The organism is Cryobacterium sp. W22_MBD10_FK3, assembly GCF_052113745.1.
In the GTDB taxonomy this organism is placed as follows: domain Bacteria; phylum Actinomycetota; class Actinomycetes; order Actinomycetales; family Microbacteriaceae; genus Cryobacterium.
Window position 1 is genome coordinate 38031 of sequence record NZ_JBGQOH010000002.1, and the last position, 19791, is coordinate 57821.

The window sequence follows — 19791 nt, forward strand, 5'->3', positions numbered from 1 at the left end:
CCGCAACCCGACTCTCATACAATCTGACCTATGACTGACACTGCTTTCAAGCTGGGCGACGACGTCTTCACTTCGCGCGCACGCGGCACAATCATCGATGTTCGGGCCACTCCTTCTGGCAACTGGGTCTTCGGCGTCGAGGACGTCACCGGCGAGGTGAGCTACTTCACCGGCAAGGCCCTCCGTCTCGCGCAGAGCAATCACATTCCCAGCCCGCACGAGACTTCCGTCCCAGAGCTCGAGGTCGACCAGACCATCGCTCCGCGCCCGGAAGAAGATATCGCCGACGTTCTGAGGGCAAAGCCAGACGTCGAAGACCACAGCGAGCATCGAGTGAAAACACCCCCTGCGCCGGGCGCGAACTAAGGGCGACGGGCGCTTCCGCCGCGTTCGGCCGCATCCGAGCGTGGCCCGCCAGGCCCGACGAGCTACCTTCAGCCGCGGCCGGCCCACGGGTCGTAGTCGACCTCCAACGGGCCCTGGTCGGGCCGGAGGGTCTCAGGGACATGCTGCAGGTTGACGCGCACCCGGTACCAGAGGGAGCTCGCGCCACGCATGCCGTCGACGAGCACGTCCGCGGGCTCGAGGCAGGTGACGACGTCCGGATGCCGGGACTTCCAGGCGTCGAGGCCGGCGATGGCCTCTTCCTTGGTCTTCGCCCGGGCGATCTCGACGAGCGGCATGCTCGAGCGGCGCCGACCGGAGCCATCGGGTGTCGCCGGGGCCTTCTCAGCAGGTCCGAGCCGCTCGGCCAGAGCCAGCAGCGCGTCGAGGCTGCCTGCCGCGTCGTCGATGCCGGCGGCGACATCGCCCTGCTCGCCGAACCGCTGCAGCACTGTCGCCACCGTGAACTCCTCGGGGCGGCGGATGCGCACCTCGTCCCAGCCGAGCGGCGTCGACACGCGGGCATCCGGCAGGGCGCGCACCGAGTAGGCGGATGCGACGGTGCGGTCCTTTGCGTTCTGGTTGAAGTCGACGAACACGCTCTCGCCGCGCTCCTCCTTCCACCAGTGCGCGCTCGCCAGCCCCGGTGCCCGATTCTCGACCTCGCGGGCGAGGGTCTGGGCGGCAAGGCGCACCGCGCGGTAGTCCCAGCGCGGGTCGAGCCGTACGTTGATGTGCAGGCCGCGTGAGCCGCTGGTCTTGGGCCAGCCGACGAGGCCGTGATCGGTGAGCACGTCGCGCACCACGAACGCCACGTCGACGATCTGCGCCCAGTCGACCCCGGGCATCGGGTCGAGGTCCACGCGCAGCTCGTCGGGGTGATTGAGGTCCCAGGCGCGCACGGGGTGCGGGTTGAGGTCGATGCAGCCGAGGTTGATGACCCAGGCGATCGCGGCGGCATCCGTCACCACGACCTCCTCCGCCGAGGTGCCGGATGCGTAGTGCAGGGTGGTCGTCTCGATCCACGGCGGTCGCGACTCGGGCGCCCTCTTCTGGAAGAAGGCCTCCCGGTTGATGCCCTTCACGAAGCGCTTGAGCACCATGGGCCGATCGATTGCCCCGCGCAGCGCGCCGTCGGCCACCGCGAGGTAGTAGTTCACGAGGTCGAGCTTGGTGAGCCCGGGCTCGGGGAAGACGAGCTTGTCGGGATGACTCACGCGCACCTCCCGTCCGTCGATGTCGAGGGTGGTCGCGTCGTCCTTGGCCGCGTTCATGAGGGCGATGCTACGCGCGGCACCGGCGACGGGGGAGGGGCGGCCGGGGAGAGAACGGCGTTCGGGCTGGCTCACCTGCCCGGACGCGACTACCGTGCCCAGAGCTGGGTCGGAAACGATAACGGCACCGACCGCGGCACACGACCGTTGGAAAGGACGATAACCATGAGCGCCACTCCCGAGCAGATCGCTGCCCCCGAGGAGATCGCGCAAGCGTTCTCCAGCCACCGTTTCGAGGAGGCCCTGCCGTATCTCGCCGACGACATCGTGTGGAGCCTCGTCGGCGATGAGCCGGTGCTCGGGCGCGCTGCCGTCGAGAACCTCTGCCACAAGAGCGCCGCGGATCTCGTGGACGTGACCACTGAATTCCAACGCTTCCGCACTGTCGTGGGTGGTGACAGCGTCGTGGTCGACAGCCTCGCTCGGTACACCGAACGTGGCGGGGACGTTTCGGTGGTGGCGTCCTGCGACATCTACGACTTCGTCGACGGGCGCGTCACCGAGATCGTCTCGTACACGGTCGAGATCGGCGACTGAAGCTCGCGCGCCGATCCGCCGGGTGGGGGATTCAGGGCAGGTGCGCTGCGGTGTCGCCGGCGACCATCAAGCGTTCTCGAGCTCGGCGATCACAATCTTCTTCTGCTGCATCATCACCTGGATCTGTTCCGGGCGACGGAGCAAGTCGCCCATGTTCGCGGGGATGATCTGCCAGCTCAGGCCGAACCGGTCTTTGCACCATCCGCACTGCTCCGACTCGGGCACGTGTGAGAGCCGCGACCAGTAGCGGTCGATTTCCTCCTGGCCATCGCAGGACACCACGAAGGAGATCGCCTCGTTGAAGGTGAAGTCCGGTCCGCCGTCGAGGCAGACGAAGTCCACGCCGTTCAACCGGAACTGGCCGTTCAGCACCTTGCCGGTCATCCCGACGAAGTGCTCGTCGAGCGACTCGTTGGGATACCCCTCGATCGAGAGGATTCGGGAGTTCGGGAACACGTCGACGTAGTACTCCATCGCCTCGCGGGCCTGGTCGTTGAACCACAGACACGGCTGGATGGGTGAGAGCTCGGCCATGAGAACCTCCTCGTTCGCGCTTGTGCGGTGCTCCCAAACTACGCGGATGCGGCGGCGCTGGCGAGCGCTAACGCACGCGGTGGGCGGAGAACTGCATGCGCGGATGAGCGTAGAAGGATTGAGCCTGCACGAGCTGCAATTCTCGCTCACCCGATTTGTGCGTCAGGTCGATGAGATCGAACACGCTGGACGCGGTGCGTTCCAACGCCACAGCGGCATCACCTGTGGCGCGGTAGTGCGCCGAGAACAGTGCCGCAGTGACGTCACCCGATCCGTTCGCCTTGAACGGCAGATGCGGAGTCTGCACGATCCACGCTCCCTCAGCATCCACTGCGAGCATCTCGATGGTGCCGGGCTCGCGGTCGGGGCGTTCCACACTCGTCACGAGTACGGTGGCCGGTCCCATGGCCCGGGCCAGGTCGACGGAGTCAAGTGTCGAGTCCAGGGTCGATGGCGCGGTTCCGGTGAGGAATCCCAACTCGAACTGGTTTGGAGTGATGATGTCGGATACGGGGACGACTCGATCCCGGAGCAGGTCGGGGATCTCGGGCGCCACGAAGCATCCGGACTTCGCGTTGCCCATCACGGGGTCACACGCGTAGATGGCCGAGGGGTTCGCCGCCTTCACCCGCCGCACCGCATCCACGATCACGTCGCCGATGCCGGTGCCGCCCTGATACCCCGAGAGCACGACGTCGATCTGGGGGAGCACACCACGTTCTTCAATGCCGAGGATCACATCGTGCACATCCTCGGGTGTGATGAGGGATCCGCGCCACGCGCCGTACCCGGTGTGGTTGGAGAAGTTCACAGTGTTGACCGGCAGCACTTCGACCCCGATGCGCTGGAGGGGGAACACGGCTGCTGAGTTGCCAACGTGGCCATGAGCGACGGCGGACTGAATCGAGAGAATCTTCACGAAACCAATCTTCCTCCTTTAGAACGGTGCGCCTCGCAGAGCGGGGTGAAACGCACCTAGCCGGGCGGTGCCTGGTCGGCGTACTCTGTGCCCGTGCCGTTGACTCCCGACGAATACCGAGCGCCGCTCGCGCAGGCCGCTGCGCACGCTACCGAGTGGCTGAACTCCCTGCCGTCGCGTCCGGTGAGCCCGAGAGAGAACGTCGAGCAACTCGAAACAGCCTTCGCGAGGGAACTGTCGGAGGGCCCGACAGACGCCACCGAAGTCGTCGACGAACTCGCCAGGCTTGCCGAACCGGGGCTGATGGCCATCGGCTCCGGTCGGTTCTTTGGGTGGGTGATGGGCGGCACACTGCCGGCGGCGTTGGCTTCGGACTGGATGGTGAGCGCCTGGGACCAGAACAACGGCCTGCGCTACGCGACTCCGGCCACGGCGGCGATCGAGGAGCGTGCTGGTGCATGGATCCTGGACCTCCTGGGCCTTCCCGCTGCCAGTTCGGTGGGGTTCACGACCGGCGGCACCATGGCGAACTTCGTGGGGCTGGCGGCCGGTCGAGGCGCTGTGCTCGAAGCCGCGGGCTGGAACGTCAACCGGGACGGTCTGACCGGCTCACCGAGGGTGACCGTGCTGGCCGGCGCCGAGGTGCACAGCTCGGTCGAACTGGCTCTGCGCTACCTGGGCCTGGGGGAGCCGACCTTGGTCGCCTCCGACGAACAGGGACGGATTCGACTCGACGCTCTGGCCGCCGAAATGGCGACGGTCTCGGGCCCGCTGATCCTTGCTCTTCAGGTCGGCAATCTGCACTCGGGCGCCTTCGACCCGCTCCGCGAGGCGATCCGGATGGCGCACGAACATGGCGCGTGGGTGCACGTCGACGGCGCCTTCGGGCTGTGGGCGGCGGCGAGTCCGCGTTGGGCGGATGCTCTCGACGGGCTCGACACTGCCGACTCCTGGGCCACCGACGCCCACAAGACGCTGAACGTGCCGTACGACTGCGGCATCGCGATAGTGGCACGTGCGGGTGCGGCGCAGTCGGCATTCACCGCCCACACCAGCTATTTCATTCGGGATGACGCCAACGTCGCAGATCCGATGGACCGGGTTCCGGAGCTGTCGAGACGGGCGCGCGGAATTCCGGTATGGGCGGCGCTCCGCTCGCTGGGGCGCACCGGAACGGTGAACCTGATCGAGGGCCTCGCGGCCAACGCGCGCTCCCTCGCCGAGGGGTTGTCGTCGATCCGCGGGGTCGACGTGCTCAACGACGTCGTCTTCACCCAGGTTTCGGTGTCGTTCGGCTCAGCCGAGCGCACCAGGGCCGTCACGCAGGCGCTGATTGATGACGGTGTCGTGTGGATGTCGGGGTCGACATGGGCCGGACGCGACGTTCTGCGCATCTCGGTGAGCAATTGGTCGACTGATGCCGCGGACGTCGCCCTGGCCATCGATGCCGTGGCCCGGGCAGTGGCCAAGATTCACCTGTGAGTCCGAGGAGTGACGGGCCGCCGGGGAGAGTTCTCTCGAATGATCCCCGGCGGCCTCTCCCGCGTTGGCTAGCGGCTCGCCATGCCGAGCTCCGGGTACACGGCCTCGAGAGGGGCGCTGAGCCCGGCCTTGAGCTGCACGGACGTCTCGTCGGCGAGGACCTCGTATTCGTCGGCTTCGGTTGCGTCGAACACCTTGCCGACGAGCACGGCGGGGTCGAGCTTCGCGTCGGTCGTGTGCGCCGCCATGGCGGTGTCGACCCAGCCGACGTGCACACCGACGGCGTGCACTCCGACGGGCGCAAGCTCGAGTCGGAGCGAGTTGGTCGCTGACCACAGGGCGGCCTTGGTTGCACTGTAGATGCCGTTCACCGCGTACCAGCTGAGCGCGGAGTGGATGTCGATGATTGCCGCCCCCTCCCGGTTCGCCAGCAGCGGCGCGTAGGCCCGAGCCAGGAACAGCGGCCCGAGGAAGTTGGTCTCCACGTTCGCCCTGATCTCCGCGTCGCTATGCGTGAGGATGCCGGGGCTCGAGATGGAGGTCCCCGCATTGTTGATCAGCACGGTGACATCGGGTGCCGCGGCGACCACGGCAGCAATGGACGCCGCGTCGGTCACGTCCAAAACGAGGGGCACAATGCGCTCGTCGTCCCAGCTGCGCGGGGTGCGGGCGGTCGCGTAGACCTTGGCGGCGCCGCGGGCTAGGGCCTGCTGCACGAAGTTGGTGCCGATGCCTCCGTTCGCGCCGGTGACGAGAACGACTGATCCAGTGAGTGAGGGCATGAGTGAACTTTCTGTAGAGGGTGTACGAATGAAGGGGTGTGTGAGCCCGTGATGGTCGGTCGAGGGCGCGGGCTCTTGTCCTGCGTGGGAGAATGAGCCAAGGCACATTCGAGCGCAGATAGTAGTGACTGTGCTCATAACTGATCGCAGTCATGAAATATTTCCGGAGGAGAAAAATGACCGTGGAATCCCGGATGCTCGGCCGACGCGAGCGCAACAAGCTCGACAAACTCGCGCGCATCACCGCCGCGGCGGGAGAGCTTTTTGCAACGCGCGGAGTTGATGACGTGACCACGCAGGAGATCGCGGACCGAGCGGACATCGGCGCGGGCACCCTCTTCCTCTATGCCAAGACCAAGGGCGAGCTGCTGCTGCTCGTGCAGAACTCGACCTACGCTGGAGCACTGGAACGGGGCCGAGCGGATGCCGTGGCTGCAGAAGGGGTGCTGGCCGGCGTTCTGGCCGTCGTTCGCCCGGTCGTCGAGTGCAACCGCAAGCAGGTGGACAACGGGCGCACCTACCTCCGCGAGATCGTCTTCGGCGACCCTGAGGAGCCCCATCACCGCGAGGCGCTCACGCTCACGACTCAAACTGAACAACTCGTCGCCGAGGTCATTGCACGCGACCGGCGCGTGGCTCCCGAGGCTGCTGCGACGTTGGCCCATGTCGTCTCGGCGATCATGTTCGTCAGTATGGCCGCGAGCCTGAACGCCGCGCGATCGGTCGACGAGATCATCGACGAGATCACCGCACAGGTGAGCCTGATTTTGCGCGCCTGATCTCACGCTGGATAAGTTGCGGGAGGAACTAGGGAGCGAGGAACCTCACCGCCACGGGTGCGAATCTTTCGTGGAACTGGAAGATGCCACCGTGCCCGGAGTCGGGGTAGATGATCAGCTCGGAGCCCGCGATGCGCTCGTGCAGGTCCCGAGAGAGCACCGATGGCACCATCCGGTCGTTGTCGCCGTTGGCGATCAGGGTCGGTTGGGTGATGACAGACAGGTCGGACGGGGCAGAGCGGCCGAAGCGTTGGATGGCCTTCAGCTGGCTGCGAAACGCTGTGAGCCTGATGTCCGTGTCGCGGTCGACAATGCGTTCCTTGAGGCGGGCGATGAAGGCTTTGCCGGCGCGTTTTCCGGTGGTGTTCCGGTTGAAGAACAGGAACTCTTTCGGGTCCGAGCGGGTGAGGGTGGCGCGGAGCAGGTCGTAGTACGTGGTGCCGACCACCTTCTCCATATCCCTACCGCCGCGGGGGCCGGTTCCGGTGAGCACGAGCTTGCGAACGAGATCGGGATGTTTGACGACGAGGTCCTGCGCGATCATGCCGCCCATTGAGAACGAGAAGATGTCGATCAAGGAGTAGCCGAGCGCGGTGATGAATGTATGGGCCTGATCGGCGGCGTGGTCCAGCTCGCCGGGGAAGGTTCCGGTTGAGGTGCCGACGCCGGGCTGATCGAAGGTGATCACGTGCCGGTTCTGCGCGATCGGGTCGATGATGCGGGGGTCCCAGTTGTCCAGGGTGGCGGCGAGGTGCACGAAGAAAATCACCGGGATGCCGCCCTTCGGCCCGAGCTCCCGGTAGGAGTACGTGGTTCCCCCTGCGGTGATGGTCTTGGTGGGCGCTTTCGCGTACGAGGTGATGACGGGTTCGGTGTCGACGGTACTCATGAGGTTCTCCTGGTGGCCGGTGGGTGTGGTTCTGGGAGTGAAATTCGGTCAGGGGTTGGTGACGACGATTTTGCCGCGGATGCCGCCTCGAACCAGGGCCTTGAGGGCCTCTGGGGTCTGGGTGAAGGGGAAGGTCTTTCCGACGATCGGGCGGATGATGCCGGCCTCGACGAGTGCGGTGATCTCCCGCAACTGCTCACCGCTGGCACGCATGAGGAGGAACTCGTAGCTGACACCGAGTCGTTTCGCCTGTCTCCGGACCTTGCCGCTCAGCGCGGTGATCGCCACGCGCAGAACCGGGTTCAATCCGGCCGTGCGGGCGAACGTGGGGTCAGGAGGCCCGGAGACCCCGATGGCTTTGCCGCCGGGCGCCAGGACGCGTAGGGACTTCTCGAGGTTCTCCCCACCGAGGCTGTCGAGCACCAGATCGTAGTCGGAGAGTTCCTCTTCGAAGTCCTGGGTGCGGTAGTCGATCACAGTGTCGGCACCGATCTCGCGCAGGAAGTCCGCATTGGAACCGCTGGCGGTAGTGGCGACGTAGGCGCCGAGGTGCTTGGCGAGCTGGATCGCCATGGAGCCGAGCCCGCCGGAGCCGGCGTGGATGAGGACTTTCTGCCCGGGCTGCACCTTGCCGCGCTCGACGAGTGCCTGCCACGCCGTCAACGCAACCAGGGGGAGCGACGCGGCCTCTGCGGTGCTGATGGTGCGGGGCGCCGGCGCGAGATCGGACTCGGCAACGGCGATGCGCTCGGCGAAGGTGCCGGTGCGTCCGTCGCGGACGCGGCCGTAGACCGCGTCGCCCGGCGTGAAGTCACGCACGCCCGGCCCAACCTGCAGCACCGTGCCAGCTACATCATGACCGAGAGACAGAGGCATTTTGTAGGGAAGTATCTGTTTGAACTCTCCAGCGCGAACCTTCTCGTCGAGTTGGTTCAGCCCCGCGGCGACCACCTGCACCAGAACGTCCTGGTCTCCCACGACGGGTTCGGGGGTCTCCGCTTCGTGCAACGGGCCGGCGTACTTGTCGACGATGAATGATCGCACTGGTGGTGCTCCTTGACTGGGATCGAACACAATAGGAACGGGTTCAGAACGTTCTGACCATGCTCAATCATGAGTGTCGTCAGAAAGATTGTCAAGGGGATCCAGACACACTCAGCTTGAAGTTGCCAGGGGAGGGGCGGAGCGTGGCGTGAGGAATATGATCTCGCCATGGACAGCAGCGAGATCGGCAAGAGTGAAGACCAGACGTCGGCCACGGGCGCACCGGCACGCGGCGACACCGCCTGGACGCCGCCGGACGCGATGACGGGCCGGGCCAGCCCCGCCAAAGCTGCGGTCGGTGACAAGCCGGTCTTCGCCTACATCGACAGCCTGCCTCAGCCACAGCGCGACGTCGCTCAAGCGGTCGATGCGCTCGCGGCCAAGACTCTTCCCGACCTGCAACGCTCTGTGAAGTGGGGCATGGCGTACTACGGCGTCGGGGACGGCTGGTGCTTCAGCTGCGGCGCCTTCGCCAGCCATGTCAAGGTCATGTTCATCAATGGCACGGCGCTCGAGCCCGTGCCGCCGGTGACCCCGGTGGGGATGGGCAAGTCAACCCGGGGTGTGGAGCTCGAGTCGGTAGACGACCTCGACGAACGCCAGGTCGCCGCGTGGATGAAGCAGGTGACGTCCGTGCCGGGTCTTGGGGGCAAGAATCGGTAGAGCTCGCTATTTCGATTGATTAACGATAGATTCCTACCGTCAGTCAATCGAAGGAGCACCTATGAGAATCTCGGTAATCATCGCGCTGCGGGTTGTGATCGCAGTGGCGCTCGTCGGTTCCGTGATCGTGCAGACCGTAATGGTGCCACTTCTCTGGGCAGACCTGGACGGGGCGGAAGTCTGGGCCCGCACCACGTTTGCAATCATCGTGGTCCTGGGTGTCCTGACCATGCAGGTCAGCGCAATCTGCATCTGGCAGTTGCTCTCGCTGGTGCGGAAGGGAGCGGTTTTCTCCCGCGCAGCCTTCAAGTACGTGAACGTGGTTATCGGCGCGATAGCCACCGCGTCGATTCTCACCTTCGCGCTCGCCGTGCTGCTCGCGCCCGGTGGTATCGCCCCGGGCATCGTGGGCCTGGTTTGCGGCTTCGCGCTGGTGATCGCCGGCGTGGCCTTGATCGTCGTCGTGATGCGGGCTCTTCTCGACCAGGCTGTCTCGCGAGAGGCCGAAGCCCAGTTGCTGCGCTCCGAACTCGATGAGGTCATCTGATGCCCATCGTCGTCGACATCGACGTCATGCTTGCACGGCGAAAAATGGCCGTGGGCACCTTGGCCGAACGTGTGGGGGTGACCCCCGCCAACATCGCGGTGCTGAAGAACGGTCGAGCCAAGGCGGTGCGATTCGCCACGTTGGAGGCCCTCTGCGAGGTGCTCCAATGCCAGCCGGGCGACCTGCTCCGTTGGGAACCTGGCGAGACCACGGACGCGGCGCGCGCAGCCAGCGACCCCGACACCAGAACCCATTCGGCGCGCATCTGACGTTCGCCGTTCACGAGCGAAGCGCAGCACGGCGGCCGGGCAGCGTGGACCCTATCCCAGGGTCGCGCCCGCGCCGATAATGAGGAGATGGATGTGCCGGGGCCGGTCGAGCCCGAGGAGCCTGATGAGTTGGAGCGACTGCGCCGACGCGCGTACGGACGGGATGCCGACATCACCGGGGATCCTGCGGCTCAGGCCCGACTGGCCGAACTGGAGGCCGCCCGCCACCGAGAGCGGGCTCCCGGGGTCGATGCCGCGGCAGCCGTCCCCGCCCCGGCCCCGGAGCGCGGCCCGCTCCCTGAGCCTGCCGAGGAGCCGCCATCGGCCGACGGCATCGACGGGGCCCCAGTGGCCCGCCGTCGTCGCCGCCGGTTGGCGATCCTCGGTGTCGCCATCGCGGCCGTCTTCGTGAACGCGATCCTCATCACGGTGATGTGGCCGCACCCTCCGAATTACGGGCTCGCGCCGGACTACATACTCGGGCAAAAGTTCATTACCCCACCGGACTTTGTGCTCCAGCTGGTGTCAGACGGTGCCGACGCCGACGAGCCAGAAGACCCGCACGGCGCGCTCAACCGGCTGGGTCTCGATTCCGAGGAGATGCGGCGCTTCGAGAATTTCGGGTATCTCAGTGTCTGGAGCGGGGAATCTCGCTATGGCACGACCTGCGTGCTCGTGGCCCACCCTGTTCAGGGACTCAACGAGGGGATCCACGCCGAAGCATGTTCCCCCGGAGGCCAAGTCACCATCGCGGACCTCACGCAATCACCGCCGGAGAGTCTCACTCGATTCGTGCTCAGGGAATCCCGCGTGGATGTCTACGTGTACGACAGGGCCACCGACCCGATCGCGCCGGAGGGCTAGCAAGCCACCGCGGTCCTGCACATGTGTGCGCCGCAATAAAGGTTAGCCTTACCTAATGTTCTCTACGCTGGTGGAGGGTCGCCCACCGGCGGCACCACACCCCAGCTCAAGGGATTGAACATGACGAGGATGCACCGCGCCCAAGAAAAGCCCGAGCGGCCGCACCCCACCGACGCCACCACTCTCGACCGGCTCGGCGTCGGCCAGACCGGTCGTGTCCTGGCGATCAGCAGTGACCACAGCGAGCCCGGCAGGCGCCTCGTGGAACGACTCGGCGCCCTCGGTCTGGTGCCCGGCACGGCCATCCGTCCACTGCGACGCGCCCCGCTCGGCGACCCGGTGGTCTACCGGGTCTGCGATTTCGACCTGTGCCTGCGCGCCGCGCAGGCGGCCCTCGTGACCGTGTCGATCACTGCCGCCATACCGACGCGGCCCGTGGACCGATGACCGACTCCTGTCACGGCGGCGTCACGACACCGGTAGGCTCCGTCGACGCACGCATCCTTCTGGTCGGCAGTCCCAACGCCGGCAAGACCAGCATCTTCAACCGACTGACCGGACTGAACGCGAAGACCGGCAACTATCCGGGGGTCACCGTTGGCCGGTCCACCGGCACGCTGAGCGTCGACTCGCAGCGGTTCGCCGTGGAGGACCTGCCCGGCACCTACGGGCTCACCCCGATCAGCCCCGACGAACGGGTTGTCGTCGACGCGCTCAGCGGCAACCTGCCTGGCATCGGCCGGCCGGACGCGCTCGTCCTGGTCGTCGACGCGACCACCCTCCGCCGATCGCTGCACCTCGTGGCCCAGGTGCTTGCTCTGCACCTGCCCACCGTGCTTGTGCTCACCCTCACCGACGAACTCGCCGGCCGCGGCGGCGCACTCGATCCCGTGGCCCTCGAACGCGCCCTGGGCGTGCCCGTCATCAGGGTCGTGGCGCACCGTGGTCTGGGGATCGCGGACCTGCGCGACGCCCTACCCAGCTGGTCGAGATGGCCGCGGCCGGTTCTGGACGCGCCCTGCGGCGGCGCTGAGCAGAGCGCCTGGGTGGACTCGGTGTTGCACTCCGCAGGACACCGACCGGCCAGCCCCGACCGGCGAACGGCGCGCATCGACGCGGTACTGCTGCATCCGCTCTGGGGGTCGCTGGTCTTCGCCACGGTGATGGTCGCCTTCTTTCAGGTGATCTTCGCGTTCGCCGCCCCACTACAAGACTTGGTGGAGGTGCTGTTCTCCGGTCTGGCCGATCTGGTGCACCGCTTCGTTCCGCTGCCCTGGTTGGCCGGCCTTCTCGGCGACGCCGTTCTCGGGGGCGTCGGCGGAGTCGTGGTCTTCCTGCCGCAGATTCTGCTGATGTTCCTGTTGGTCTCGCTGCTCGAGGGCATCGGCTACATGTCGCGGGCAGCGTTCCTGATGGACCGGGTGATGGGAGCCGTCGGTCTGGAAGGTCGGGCCTTCGTGGCGTTGCTCTCCTCGTTCGCCTGTGCGGTGCCCGGGATCATGGCGACCCGAACCCTGCCCTCGGCCAAGGACCGCATCGCAACGATGATGGCCGCGCCGCTGATGACCTGCTCCGCCCGGCTACCGGTCTATATCCTGCTCATCGGGCTGCTGGTCAGCCCGAGCGCACGGTTCGGCCCCCTGCAGGTGCAGGGACTCGTCATGTTCGCGCTGTACGTGCTGGGGGCCGTGTCCGCCATGGTTGCCGCCTGGGTCGTGAAGGCCGTGCAAGACCGCGATGGCCTGCTGATGCCGTTCTACATGGAGATGCCGCCGTACCGGATTCCGACGCTGCGTTCGATCGCCCTATCGATGTGGGGATCGGCCGCCGCGTTCCTGCGCAAGTGTGGAACCATCATCCTGGTCACGACGATTCTGCTGTGGCTGCTGCTCAACCTGCCGCTGCACTCCGACGCGCAACTGCGCGCGGCGGGCATCGACCCGGCCGACGACGGCGCCGTCTCGGCGTATGTGCTCGACACCAGTGCGGCGGCCGCCATCGGCCGAGCGGTTGAACCCGTCTTCGATCCGCTCGGCTTCGACTGGCGGGTGAACGTGGGTGTGCTCGCGTCGCTCTCGGCCCGGGAGACCTTCGTGGCCACGCTCGGCCAGATCGCATCGGCCGCCGACCCCGACAACCCCGCGGAGGCCCTGGCGGCCATGACATACACCGATGGCAGCCACGCCGGAGAACCCGTCTTCAGCGCCCCGACAGTGGCGGCCCTGTTGGTCTTCTTCGTCTACGCGCTGCAGTGTATGTCGACCGTCGGGGTGATGCGGCGCGAAACCGGCACCTGGAAGTGGCCGTTGATCGCTTTCGGGTACATGTTTGTGTTGGCCTGGCTGGGTGCGTGGCTGGCCCACGGCGCGGTCCTGCTCGCGGTGGCTGCCGGCGCCGCACCGTGATCCCCACCCACCCGGAGGCCGTCGCGGGCCAGCCAGACACGCTCCGCTGGGTCATCCCCGCCGGAATCCTGACCGTGGGGGAGGTGCGCACGGCGCCAGGGGATCTCGGCGTGATGCTCGGCACCGGCGTCGTGCGCCGCATACGGGTCGACCGCGCCGGCGTGCTCATCGCGCTCGGGCCGGATGCGCTCTGGCCGGCACAGGGCGCACGCGTGCGCGCCGCTCTGCACGCCGCACTCGAGCAGCCCGGGGCGTGGACGCTGGCCGTCTGTGCGCCAGACCCGTCGGCCGACGACAGACTGTACGAGGCCGCGGAAACCGTGCTCGCCGGCGCGGCCGGCGACTTCATCCGCTCGCACGGCGGCGCGATCGACCTGATTCTGGCCAGGGACGATGTGGCCACCGTGCGGCTGCGCGGTGCATGTGCGGGTTGTCCCGCCGTGGGCTTCACGCTGCAGGCCCGGGTCGAGCGAGACCTGCGACTGCTCTACCCGGAGCTGCGGGCGGTGCGCGCCATTGCCTTGCCACGCCCTGGCAAGCGGGCAACACTTACCGGTGTGGCGGCATTCGAGACCGCGACCTGAAACCCGAGACCCGAGACCGGGGAGTCGGACACCGTTCGGCTTCCCCGTATGTCGGTTCGAACCTCCACTGCGCCACGAGACAGGCAGGAGCACGACGATGACAGTTTCCAAGCCGAAAGTCACAACGTTCAAGCCGGGGGAGTCGCCGAATGCGTTCACCGGCACGAGCGACCGCAACCAACTCAATCCGATATTCGCGAGGCCGGGAGAGGCGACGGACTTTCCCACCGACCGGATCCCGGCGCAGGAGTCGCTCGGGGAGACCGCCTACCAGGTTGTGCACGACGAGGCCATGCTCGACGGAAACGCGCGATTGAACTTGGCGACGTTCGTCGGAACCTGGATGGACCCGCACGCCTCGAAGCTGTATGCCGAGACGGCCGACAAGAACATGATCGACAAAGACGAGTATCCCCAGACCGCGGCGATCGAAACCCGGTGCTGGACGATGATCGCCAGTCTCTGGAACGCGCCCGATGCCAAGAGCGCCGTCGGCACCTCGACGATCGGTTCTTCGGAGGCCTGCATGCTCGGCGGACTCGCCCTCAAACGGCGCTGGCAGCTCGCCCGCAGGGCTGCAGGCAAGTCGACCGAGAAACCCAACCTCGTGCTCTCGAGTGCGGTGCAGGTGTGCTGGGAGAAATTCTGCAACTACTGGGACGTCGAAGCGCGGTACGTGCCGATCACGGATGAGCACAAGGTGCTCGACGGCTACGAGCTCGAGAAATACGTCGATGAGAACACCATCGGTGTCGTCGCCATCATGGGCGTGACCTACACGGGCATGTACGAACCGGTGGCGCAGATCGCGCAGGCTCTCGACAGGATCCAGGCCGACTCCGGGTTCGACGTCAAGATCCACGTCGACGGAGCCTCCGGTGGCATGATCGCCCCCTTCCTCCAGCCCGACCTGGAGTGGGATTTCCGCGTCGAGCGGGTCGCTTCGATCAGCACATCGGCCCATAAGTACGGCCTCGTCTACCCAGGACTCGGCTGGGTGGTCTGGCGTACGGTCGAGGACCTTCCGAGCGACCTCGTCTTCGACGTGACCTACCTCGGCGGTCACATGCCGACCTTCGCGCTCAACTTCTCCCGCCCGGGCTCGCAGGTGCTGCTTCAGTACTACCTGTTTCTGCGCTTGGGCTGGGATGGCTACTACAAGGTGCAGAAGGCATCGCAGGATGTCGCCGTGTACCTGGCGGGGGAGATCGGCAAGATGGCGGCCTTCGAGCTGTGGAACGACGGCACCGACATCCCGGTATTCGCCTGGCAGCTCGTCAAGGGACACACCGACAAGTGGAACCTCTACCACCTGTCGGAGCGGCTCCGCCTCAAGGGCTGGCTGGTTCCCGCCTACCCGATGCCCGACAACCTCTCGGACCTCACCGTGCAGCGGATCGTGGTGCGCAACGGCCTCAGCCGAAACCTCGCCGAGGCGCTGATCGGCGACATCAAGGAGGCCGTCGAGTACCTCGACCACCTCGCGTCGCCCATGCCCACCGAGGGTCTCAGGTCCTCCTTCACCCATTGACCGGGAGAACCTGACCTCCATCGACGAGGAGTCGTCGGCTGGGCATCCGGTTGACCTGGACGTAGCGTCACCCCATACCGTCGATCGTGGAGGGACGGGATGAGCCCAGAAAATGAGTGGAGCATTCAGGAAATCGCCCGGCTGGCGGGCACCACCAAGCGCACGTTGCGGCACTACCACGCCGTGGGCCTGGTGCCGCCGAGCCGGATCGGCGACAACGGCTACCGCTACTACGACGCGGACGCGCTGGTGCGCCTGCAGCGGGTACTGCTGCTGCGTCAACTCGGACTCGCCATCCCAGAAATCGGCAAGATACTGGCCGGTCAGCGCGACGACATCGCCGCGCTGGGTGCGCACCTCGGGTGGCTGGCGCACGAACAACAACGGCTCGGCCGGCAAATGGCCAGCATCGAGCGCACCATCACCAAATTGGAACAAGGAGTGAAACCGATGGCAGAGAAAATGTTCGACGGCTTCGACCACACCGAGTACAAGGATGAGGTCGAGCAGCTCTGGGGCCCGGAATCCTACCGGGAGAGCGACGCCTGGTACCGGTCGCTGTCAGACGACCAGCAGGACGACTTCCTCATCGCGGCTGCCGAACTCGGCGCCGACTGGGCCGCCGCGGCCACGAGAAAGGTCGCGGCCGACTCCGCTGAGGCCCAGGCTCTCGCGCAGCGACACTACGCCTGGCTGGACAGCATCCCCGGCACGCCGCGGGCGCCCGACGGGCATCCCACGAAGGAGTACTTCATCTGGATGGGCGCCAAGTACGTGGCCGACGACCGGCTCGCTCAAAACTACGGCGGGCTGGACGGCGCCGCCTTCGTGCACGAGGCGATGACCGTGTACGCCGACCGCAACCTCTGATCGGTTGTTATCCCTGCGGCAGCTCGATTCGGGTTCCAAGTGCTTGCGTGACTCGTTTCCGTTGGATATCATACAATCAAATGGTTGTATTAGAGCTTTCCGAGCAGGACGTAAACCGCCTCTTCCGAGCCCTCGCGGACGCGACGCGGCGCGATATCGTGCGCCGCACATTGCTCGCCGATGTGTCGGTCTCGCAGCTGGCGGACTCCTACGACATGTCGTTCGCGGCAGTGCAGAAACACGTTGCCGTGTTGGAGGAGGCGGGGCTCGTGACCAAAGAAGCACGTGGTCGTGAGCGGATGGTGCGGGGAAACCTGGATCGCATCCGCCAAGCGCAGCGCCTGCTCGACCACTTCGGGGAGGTCTGGCGTTCGCGTATCGACCGCCTCGACATCCTGCTCGCGGAAGACGAACCGGCACCACTCGACGTCTAACCGAAAGGACCATCATGCCTGTCACGTCAGTCGAGAAAGACCTCGACCAGCTCACCATCACGATCGTCGCCGACTTCACGGCGCCCCTGCGTCGGCTCTGGGATGCGTACACCGACCCGCGCCAGCTCGAGCGGTTCTGGGGTCCACCGACCTATCCGGCCAAGTTCCTACGCCACGACGCCCTGGCCGGCGGACGCAGCGTGTACTCGATGACCGGACCAGAGGGGGACGTGCACTACGGCTGCTGGGACTGGACCTCAGCAGACGCTCCCCACGGCTTCGAAGTTCTCGACAGGTTCTCGGATGCCGCGGGCGTACCGAACCCCGACCTCCCGGCCACCCGCATGGCCTTCGCCTTCGAGGAGACGGGCAGCGGCAGCCGGCTCAGCACCACCTCGCACTTCGACTCGCTCGAGCAGATGCAGCAACTCATCGATATGGGCATGCTCGAAGGCGCTCGGGAGGCGATGGGGCAAATCGACCAGGTGCTGGCCGATCTGGCATCGTTCGCCACCGAGCGCAAGGCGGAGGCGGAGATCCTCAGCGACACCCAGGTGCGGGTCGCGAGGGTCATCCGCGGAACCGTCGACCAGGTCTGGCGGGCGCACAACGACGCCGCCCTGATGAAGCGGTGGCTGCTCGGACCGGACGGCTGGTCGATGCCCGTCTGTGAGATCGCGACCTCCGTCGGCGACAGCTACCGCTATGAGTGGCAGCGGGACGGTGGTGAGGAGCGCTTCGGCTTCACCGGCGAGCTGCTCGAATCGGTGGCCCCGCACCGTGCGGTCACGACCGAAGCGATGATCGGGATGGACTTCCCGGCCACGCTCAACGAGATGACCCTCACAGACGTCGAGGGCGGAACCCTGCTCTCGCTTGTCATCACCTACGCGAACGCCGAGCAGCGCGACGCCGTGCTTTCGACCGGCATGACCGACGGCATGGAGACGAGCTACCAGCGTCTGGAAGGACTGCTGCAGCCCACTCTGGCCTAGCGGCACGCGGCAAGGAACGAACAGGCTAGCGGCGGCGTACGCCGCTAGCCTGTTGCGCGTCGAGGCTGTCGTTGAGGGTGATGGCCGCGTCGATGAGCGCCAGGTGGGTGAAGGCCTGGGGAAAGTTGCCGATCTGCTCGCCGGTCGGTGCTACCTCCTCCGAAAACAAGCCGACGTGGTTGGCGTAGGTCAGCATCTTTTCAAAGGTCAGCCGGGCCTTGTCCAGCTGGTCGGCGCGCGCGAGCGCGTCGACGTAGAGGAAGGTGCAGAGAGAAAACGTGCCCTCTGAGCCCCTCAGGCCGTCAGGCGAGGCGCTCGGGTCGTACCGATAGACCAGGCTGTCTGAGACGAGTTCCTCCTCGATCGCTGTGAGGGTGTCCGTCCACATGTCGTCGTGCGGCGAGATGAAGCCGACTTGGGTCATCTTGAGCAGCGAGGCGTCCAGCACAGTTTCCCCGTACTGCTGCACGAAGGCGCGGCGCTGGGTGTTCCATCCCTTCTCCATGATCTGGGTGTAGATCGCATCCCGCTCTGCGATCCAGCGGGGGAGCGGCGCCGGGCGACCGTAGGTGGTGGCCAGCCGGATGGCGCGGTCGAACGCGACCCAACACATCAGGCGCCCGTAGGTGAAGTTCTTGCGGCCGCCGCGGGTCTCCCAGATGCCCTCCTCGGGCTGGTCCCAGTTCTCGGCCAGCCAGTCGAGGAGGTTGCAGATGGCCAGCCAGCCGGCGTGGCCGATACCCATGCCGGCGCGGTCGGCGTTCCAGACCGCATCCATCGCCTCCCCGTAGATGTCGAGCTGAAGCTGGCCGGCGGCACCATTGCCCACCCGCACCGGGTAGGAGCCGCGATACCCCTCCCACCCCTCGATGATCTCCTCGGACAGGTGCGGGTCGCCGTCGATGCGGTACATGATGTTGAGGGGTCCGGTGGCGTCGCCCACAGGTTCGGTCACTCGGTCCCGAAGCCACCGGGCAAACGCCGTCGCCTCGCTGGTGAAGCCCAATCGCACCAGCGTGTTCACCGAGAAGGACGCGTCCCGCACCCAGGTGAAGCGGTAGTCCCAGTTGCGCTCCCCGCCGATCTGTTCGGGAAGGCCCGCCGTCGGCGCGGCGACCAGGCCGCCTGTGGGAGCGTAGGTCAGCAGTTTGAGGGTGATCGCCGAGCGCTGCACCTCCTCGCGCCACCGGCCGGTGTAGGTGGATTGGCCCACCCAGTCCTGCCAGAAATGTGCGGTGTCGTCGAACAGACGTTGGGCTTCGGCGACGGCCATGGCATGAGGAGGTTCGGCGGAGCCGGTCTCGAGCACCACGCCGCGCATCTGACCTTCGCTCAGGCTGAGGGTGAGGCGCAGATCGCCCTCGTCGGTCTGCTCCACCTTCGTGGGACGTTCGTCGTCGACGCCCCGGATGAGGCTGAGCGTCAGGGTGCTGTCGCCCGCGACGAAGGATGCGCCGTCCTCCGTGATCGTCACCTCGTGCGTTTGCCGGCCGTAGTCGAATCGAGGTGCGATCTCCACGTCGAATGCCAACGTTCCCCGCACGCAGCGCACCGCCCGCAGGAGCCGGTGGTGGTCGCTGGGCGTTTCTGAGGTCACCGGCATGAAGTCGATGACCTCGCCCACCCCGTTCTCGGTGAGGAAGCGGGTGATGAGGATGGCGGTGTCGGGGAAGTAGAGCTGCTTGGTCTCGAAGGTGCTGTCTCGTGGTCGCGTTCTGAACTGTCCTCCGCGCGCGCTGTCCAAGAGCGAGGCGAAGATGCTCGGCGAGTCGAACCGCGGGCTGCAGAACCAGTCGATCGTGCCGTCGGTGGCAACCAGCGCCGTGGTCTGCAGATCGCCGATCAGGCCGTGGTCAGCGATCGAGGGGTATTCGTTCATGGTGGCGATCCTCTCTTGCACACGACGGCTTTCGGCGTGTGACCGTCAGGTCGTCTGAGCGGTCTCGCCCAGTCCCGTCGTGCAGCTTGCGACGGTGCATGTGGCTCGGTAATCACCCGGAGTGGG

General features: G+C 66.3%; 22 protein-coding genes. 15 read left to right on the forward strand and 7 right to left on the reverse strand.

Features of this window, described 5'->3' with window-relative positions; translation table 11 throughout:
• The first annotated feature begins 30 nt into the window (after positions 1–30).
• Positions 31–366, forward strand: coding sequence for a hypothetical protein (locus ACEN2M_RS03115; protein WP_441646665.1), 336 nt, complete (start codon positions 31–33; stop codon positions 364–366).
• A 68-nt stretch (positions 367–434) separates the two neighbouring features.
• Here ACEN2M_RS03115 and ligD read toward each other — a convergent pair whose 3' ends face one another.
• The gene (gene ligD, locus ACEN2M_RS03120; protein WP_441646666.1) at positions 435–1658 is read right to left on the reverse strand and encodes a non-homologous end-joining DNA ligase; all 1224 of its coding nucleotides are present in this window, start codon (positions 1656–1658) and stop codon (positions 435–437) included.
• 165 nt (positions 1659–1823) lie between these two features.
• Between ligD and ACEN2M_RS03125 the strand changes: the two genes are divergently transcribed.
• Positions 1824–2195 (forward strand): nuclear transport factor 2 family protein, encoded by a 372-nt coding sequence (locus ACEN2M_RS03125; protein WP_441646667.1) that lies wholly within the window; start codon positions 1824–1826, stop codon positions 2193–2195.
• Positions 2196–2261: 66 nt separating this feature from the next.
• Here ACEN2M_RS03125 and ACEN2M_RS03130 read toward each other — a convergent pair whose 3' ends face one another.
• Both ACEN2M_RS03130 and pdxY read right to left on the reverse strand, forming a co-directional pair.
• Positions 2262–2729, reverse strand: coding sequence for a VOC family protein (locus tag ACEN2M_RS03130; RefSeq protein ID WP_441646668.1), 468 nt, complete (start codon positions 2727–2729; stop codon positions 2262–2264).
• Positions 2730–2796: 67 nt separating this feature from the next.
• Positions 2797–3648, reverse strand: coding sequence for a pyridoxal kinase PdxY (gene pdxY, locus ACEN2M_RS03135; RefSeq protein WP_441646669.1), 852 nt, complete (start codon positions 3646–3648; stop codon positions 2797–2799).
• A 93-nt stretch (positions 3649–3741) separates the two neighbouring features.
• On the opposite strand from pdxY, the gene ACEN2M_RS03140 reads away from it, so the two are divergent.
• On the forward strand, positions 3742–5130 hold the full coding sequence (locus ACEN2M_RS03140) for a pyridoxal phosphate-dependent decarboxylase family protein (RefSeq protein WP_441646670.1): 1389 nt from the start codon (positions 3742–3744) through the stop codon (positions 5128–5130).
• Between the two features lie 68 nt (positions 5131–5198).
• Here ACEN2M_RS03140 and ACEN2M_RS03145 read toward each other — a convergent pair whose 3' ends face one another.
• A complete protein-coding gene (locus ACEN2M_RS03145) occupies positions 5199–5912 on the reverse strand; it encodes an SDR family oxidoreductase (RefSeq protein ID WP_441646671.1) in 714 nt (237 codons plus the stop codon).
• Positions 5913–6088: 176 nt separating this feature from the next.
• Between ACEN2M_RS03145 and ACEN2M_RS03150 the strand changes: the two genes are divergently transcribed.
• Positions 6089–6691 carry a TetR/AcrR family transcriptional regulator gene (locus ACEN2M_RS03150; RefSeq protein WP_441646672.1) on the forward strand — a complete coding sequence of 201 codons (603 nt, stop codon included), beginning with the start codon at positions 6089–6091 and terminating at the stop codon, positions 6689–6691.
• Positions 6692–6719: 28 nt separating this feature from the next.
• Here ACEN2M_RS03150 and ACEN2M_RS03155 read toward each other — a convergent pair whose 3' ends face one another.
• Complete coding sequence (locus ACEN2M_RS03155; RefSeq protein WP_441646673.1) at positions 6720–7580, reverse strand: alpha/beta fold hydrolase; 861 nt, start codon at positions 7578–7580, stop codon at positions 6720–6722.
• Positions 7581–7628: 48 nt separating this feature from the next.
• Positions 7629–8624 (reverse strand): NADP-dependent oxidoreductase, encoded by a 996-nt coding sequence (locus tag ACEN2M_RS03160; protein ID WP_441646674.1) that lies wholly within the window; start codon positions 8622–8624, stop codon positions 7629–7631.
• Between the two features lie 168 nt (positions 8625–8792).
• Between ACEN2M_RS03160 and ACEN2M_RS03165 the strand changes: the two genes are divergently transcribed.
• From ACEN2M_RS03165 to ACEN2M_RS03215, 11 genes are all read left to right on the forward strand, one after another.
• Positions 8793–9287 carry a DUF1801 domain-containing protein gene (locus ACEN2M_RS03165; protein WP_441646675.1) on the forward strand — a complete coding sequence of 165 codons (495 nt, stop codon included), beginning with the start codon at positions 8793–8795 and terminating at the stop codon, positions 9285–9287.
• 61 nt (positions 9288–9348) lie between these two features.
• Positions 9349–9834, forward strand: a complete 486-nt coding sequence (locus ACEN2M_RS03170) for a DUF2975 domain-containing protein (RefSeq protein WP_441646676.1) — start codon at positions 9349–9351, stop codon at positions 9832–9834.
• Positions 9834–10103 (forward strand): helix-turn-helix domain-containing protein, encoded by a 270-nt coding sequence (locus ACEN2M_RS03175; RefSeq protein ID WP_441646677.1) that lies wholly within the window; start codon positions 9834–9836, stop codon positions 10101–10103. Before ACEN2M_RS03170 ends, ACEN2M_RS03175 begins: the two co-directional genes overlap by 1 nt.
• An 87-nt stretch (positions 10104–10190) precedes the next feature.
• Positions 10191–10967 carry a hypothetical protein gene (locus ACEN2M_RS03180; protein ID WP_441646678.1) on the forward strand — a complete coding sequence of 259 codons (777 nt, stop codon included), beginning with the start codon at positions 10191–10193 and terminating at the stop codon, positions 10965–10967.
• A 120-nt stretch (positions 10968–11087) separates the two neighbouring features.
• Complete coding sequence (locus tag ACEN2M_RS03185; protein WP_441646679.1) at positions 11088–11414, forward strand: FeoA family protein; 327 nt, start codon at positions 11088–11090, stop codon at positions 11412–11414.
• Complete coding sequence (feoB, locus tag ACEN2M_RS03190; RefSeq protein WP_441646680.1) at positions 11411–13372, forward strand: ferrous iron transporter B; 1962 nt, start codon at positions 11411–11413, stop codon at positions 13370–13372. The genes ACEN2M_RS03185 and feoB overlap by 4 nt, the downstream gene beginning before the upstream one ends.
• The gene (locus ACEN2M_RS03195; protein ID WP_441646681.1) at positions 13369–13956 is read left to right on the forward strand and encodes a NifU family protein; all 588 of its coding nucleotides are present in this window, start codon (positions 13369–13371) and stop codon (positions 13954–13956) included. Before feoB ends, ACEN2M_RS03195 begins: the two co-directional genes overlap by 4 nt.
• Before the next feature lie 97 nt (positions 13957–14053).
• Positions 14054–15487: a glutamate decarboxylase gene (locus ACEN2M_RS03200; protein ID WP_441646682.1), complete on the forward strand. Its 1434-nt coding sequence runs from the start codon at positions 14054–14056 to the stop codon at positions 15485–15487.
• 99 nt (positions 15488–15586) lie between these two features.
• Positions 15587–16357: a MerR family transcriptional regulator gene (locus ACEN2M_RS03205; protein ID WP_441646683.1), complete on the forward strand. Its 771-nt coding sequence runs from the start codon at positions 15587–15589 to the stop codon at positions 16355–16357.
• An 80-nt stretch (positions 16358–16437) separates the two neighbouring features.
• Complete coding sequence (locus tag ACEN2M_RS03210) at positions 16438–16791, forward strand: ArsR/SmtB family transcription factor (RefSeq protein ID WP_441646684.1); 354 nt, start codon at positions 16438–16440, stop codon at positions 16789–16791.
• 14 nt (positions 16792–16805) lie between these two features.
• A complete protein-coding gene (locus tag ACEN2M_RS03215) occupies positions 16806–17786 on the forward strand; it encodes an SRPBCC family protein (RefSeq protein ID WP_441646685.1) in 981 nt (326 codons plus the stop codon).
• 25 nt (positions 17787–17811) lie between these two features.
• Here the strand turns inward: ACEN2M_RS03215 and ACEN2M_RS03220 are convergent, their stop codons facing one another.
• Complete coding sequence (locus tag ACEN2M_RS03220) at positions 17812–19665, reverse strand: glycoside hydrolase family 15 protein (protein ID WP_441646686.1); 1854 nt, start codon at positions 19663–19665, stop codon at positions 17812–17814.
• Between the last annotated feature and the right edge of the window lie 126 nt (positions 19666–19791).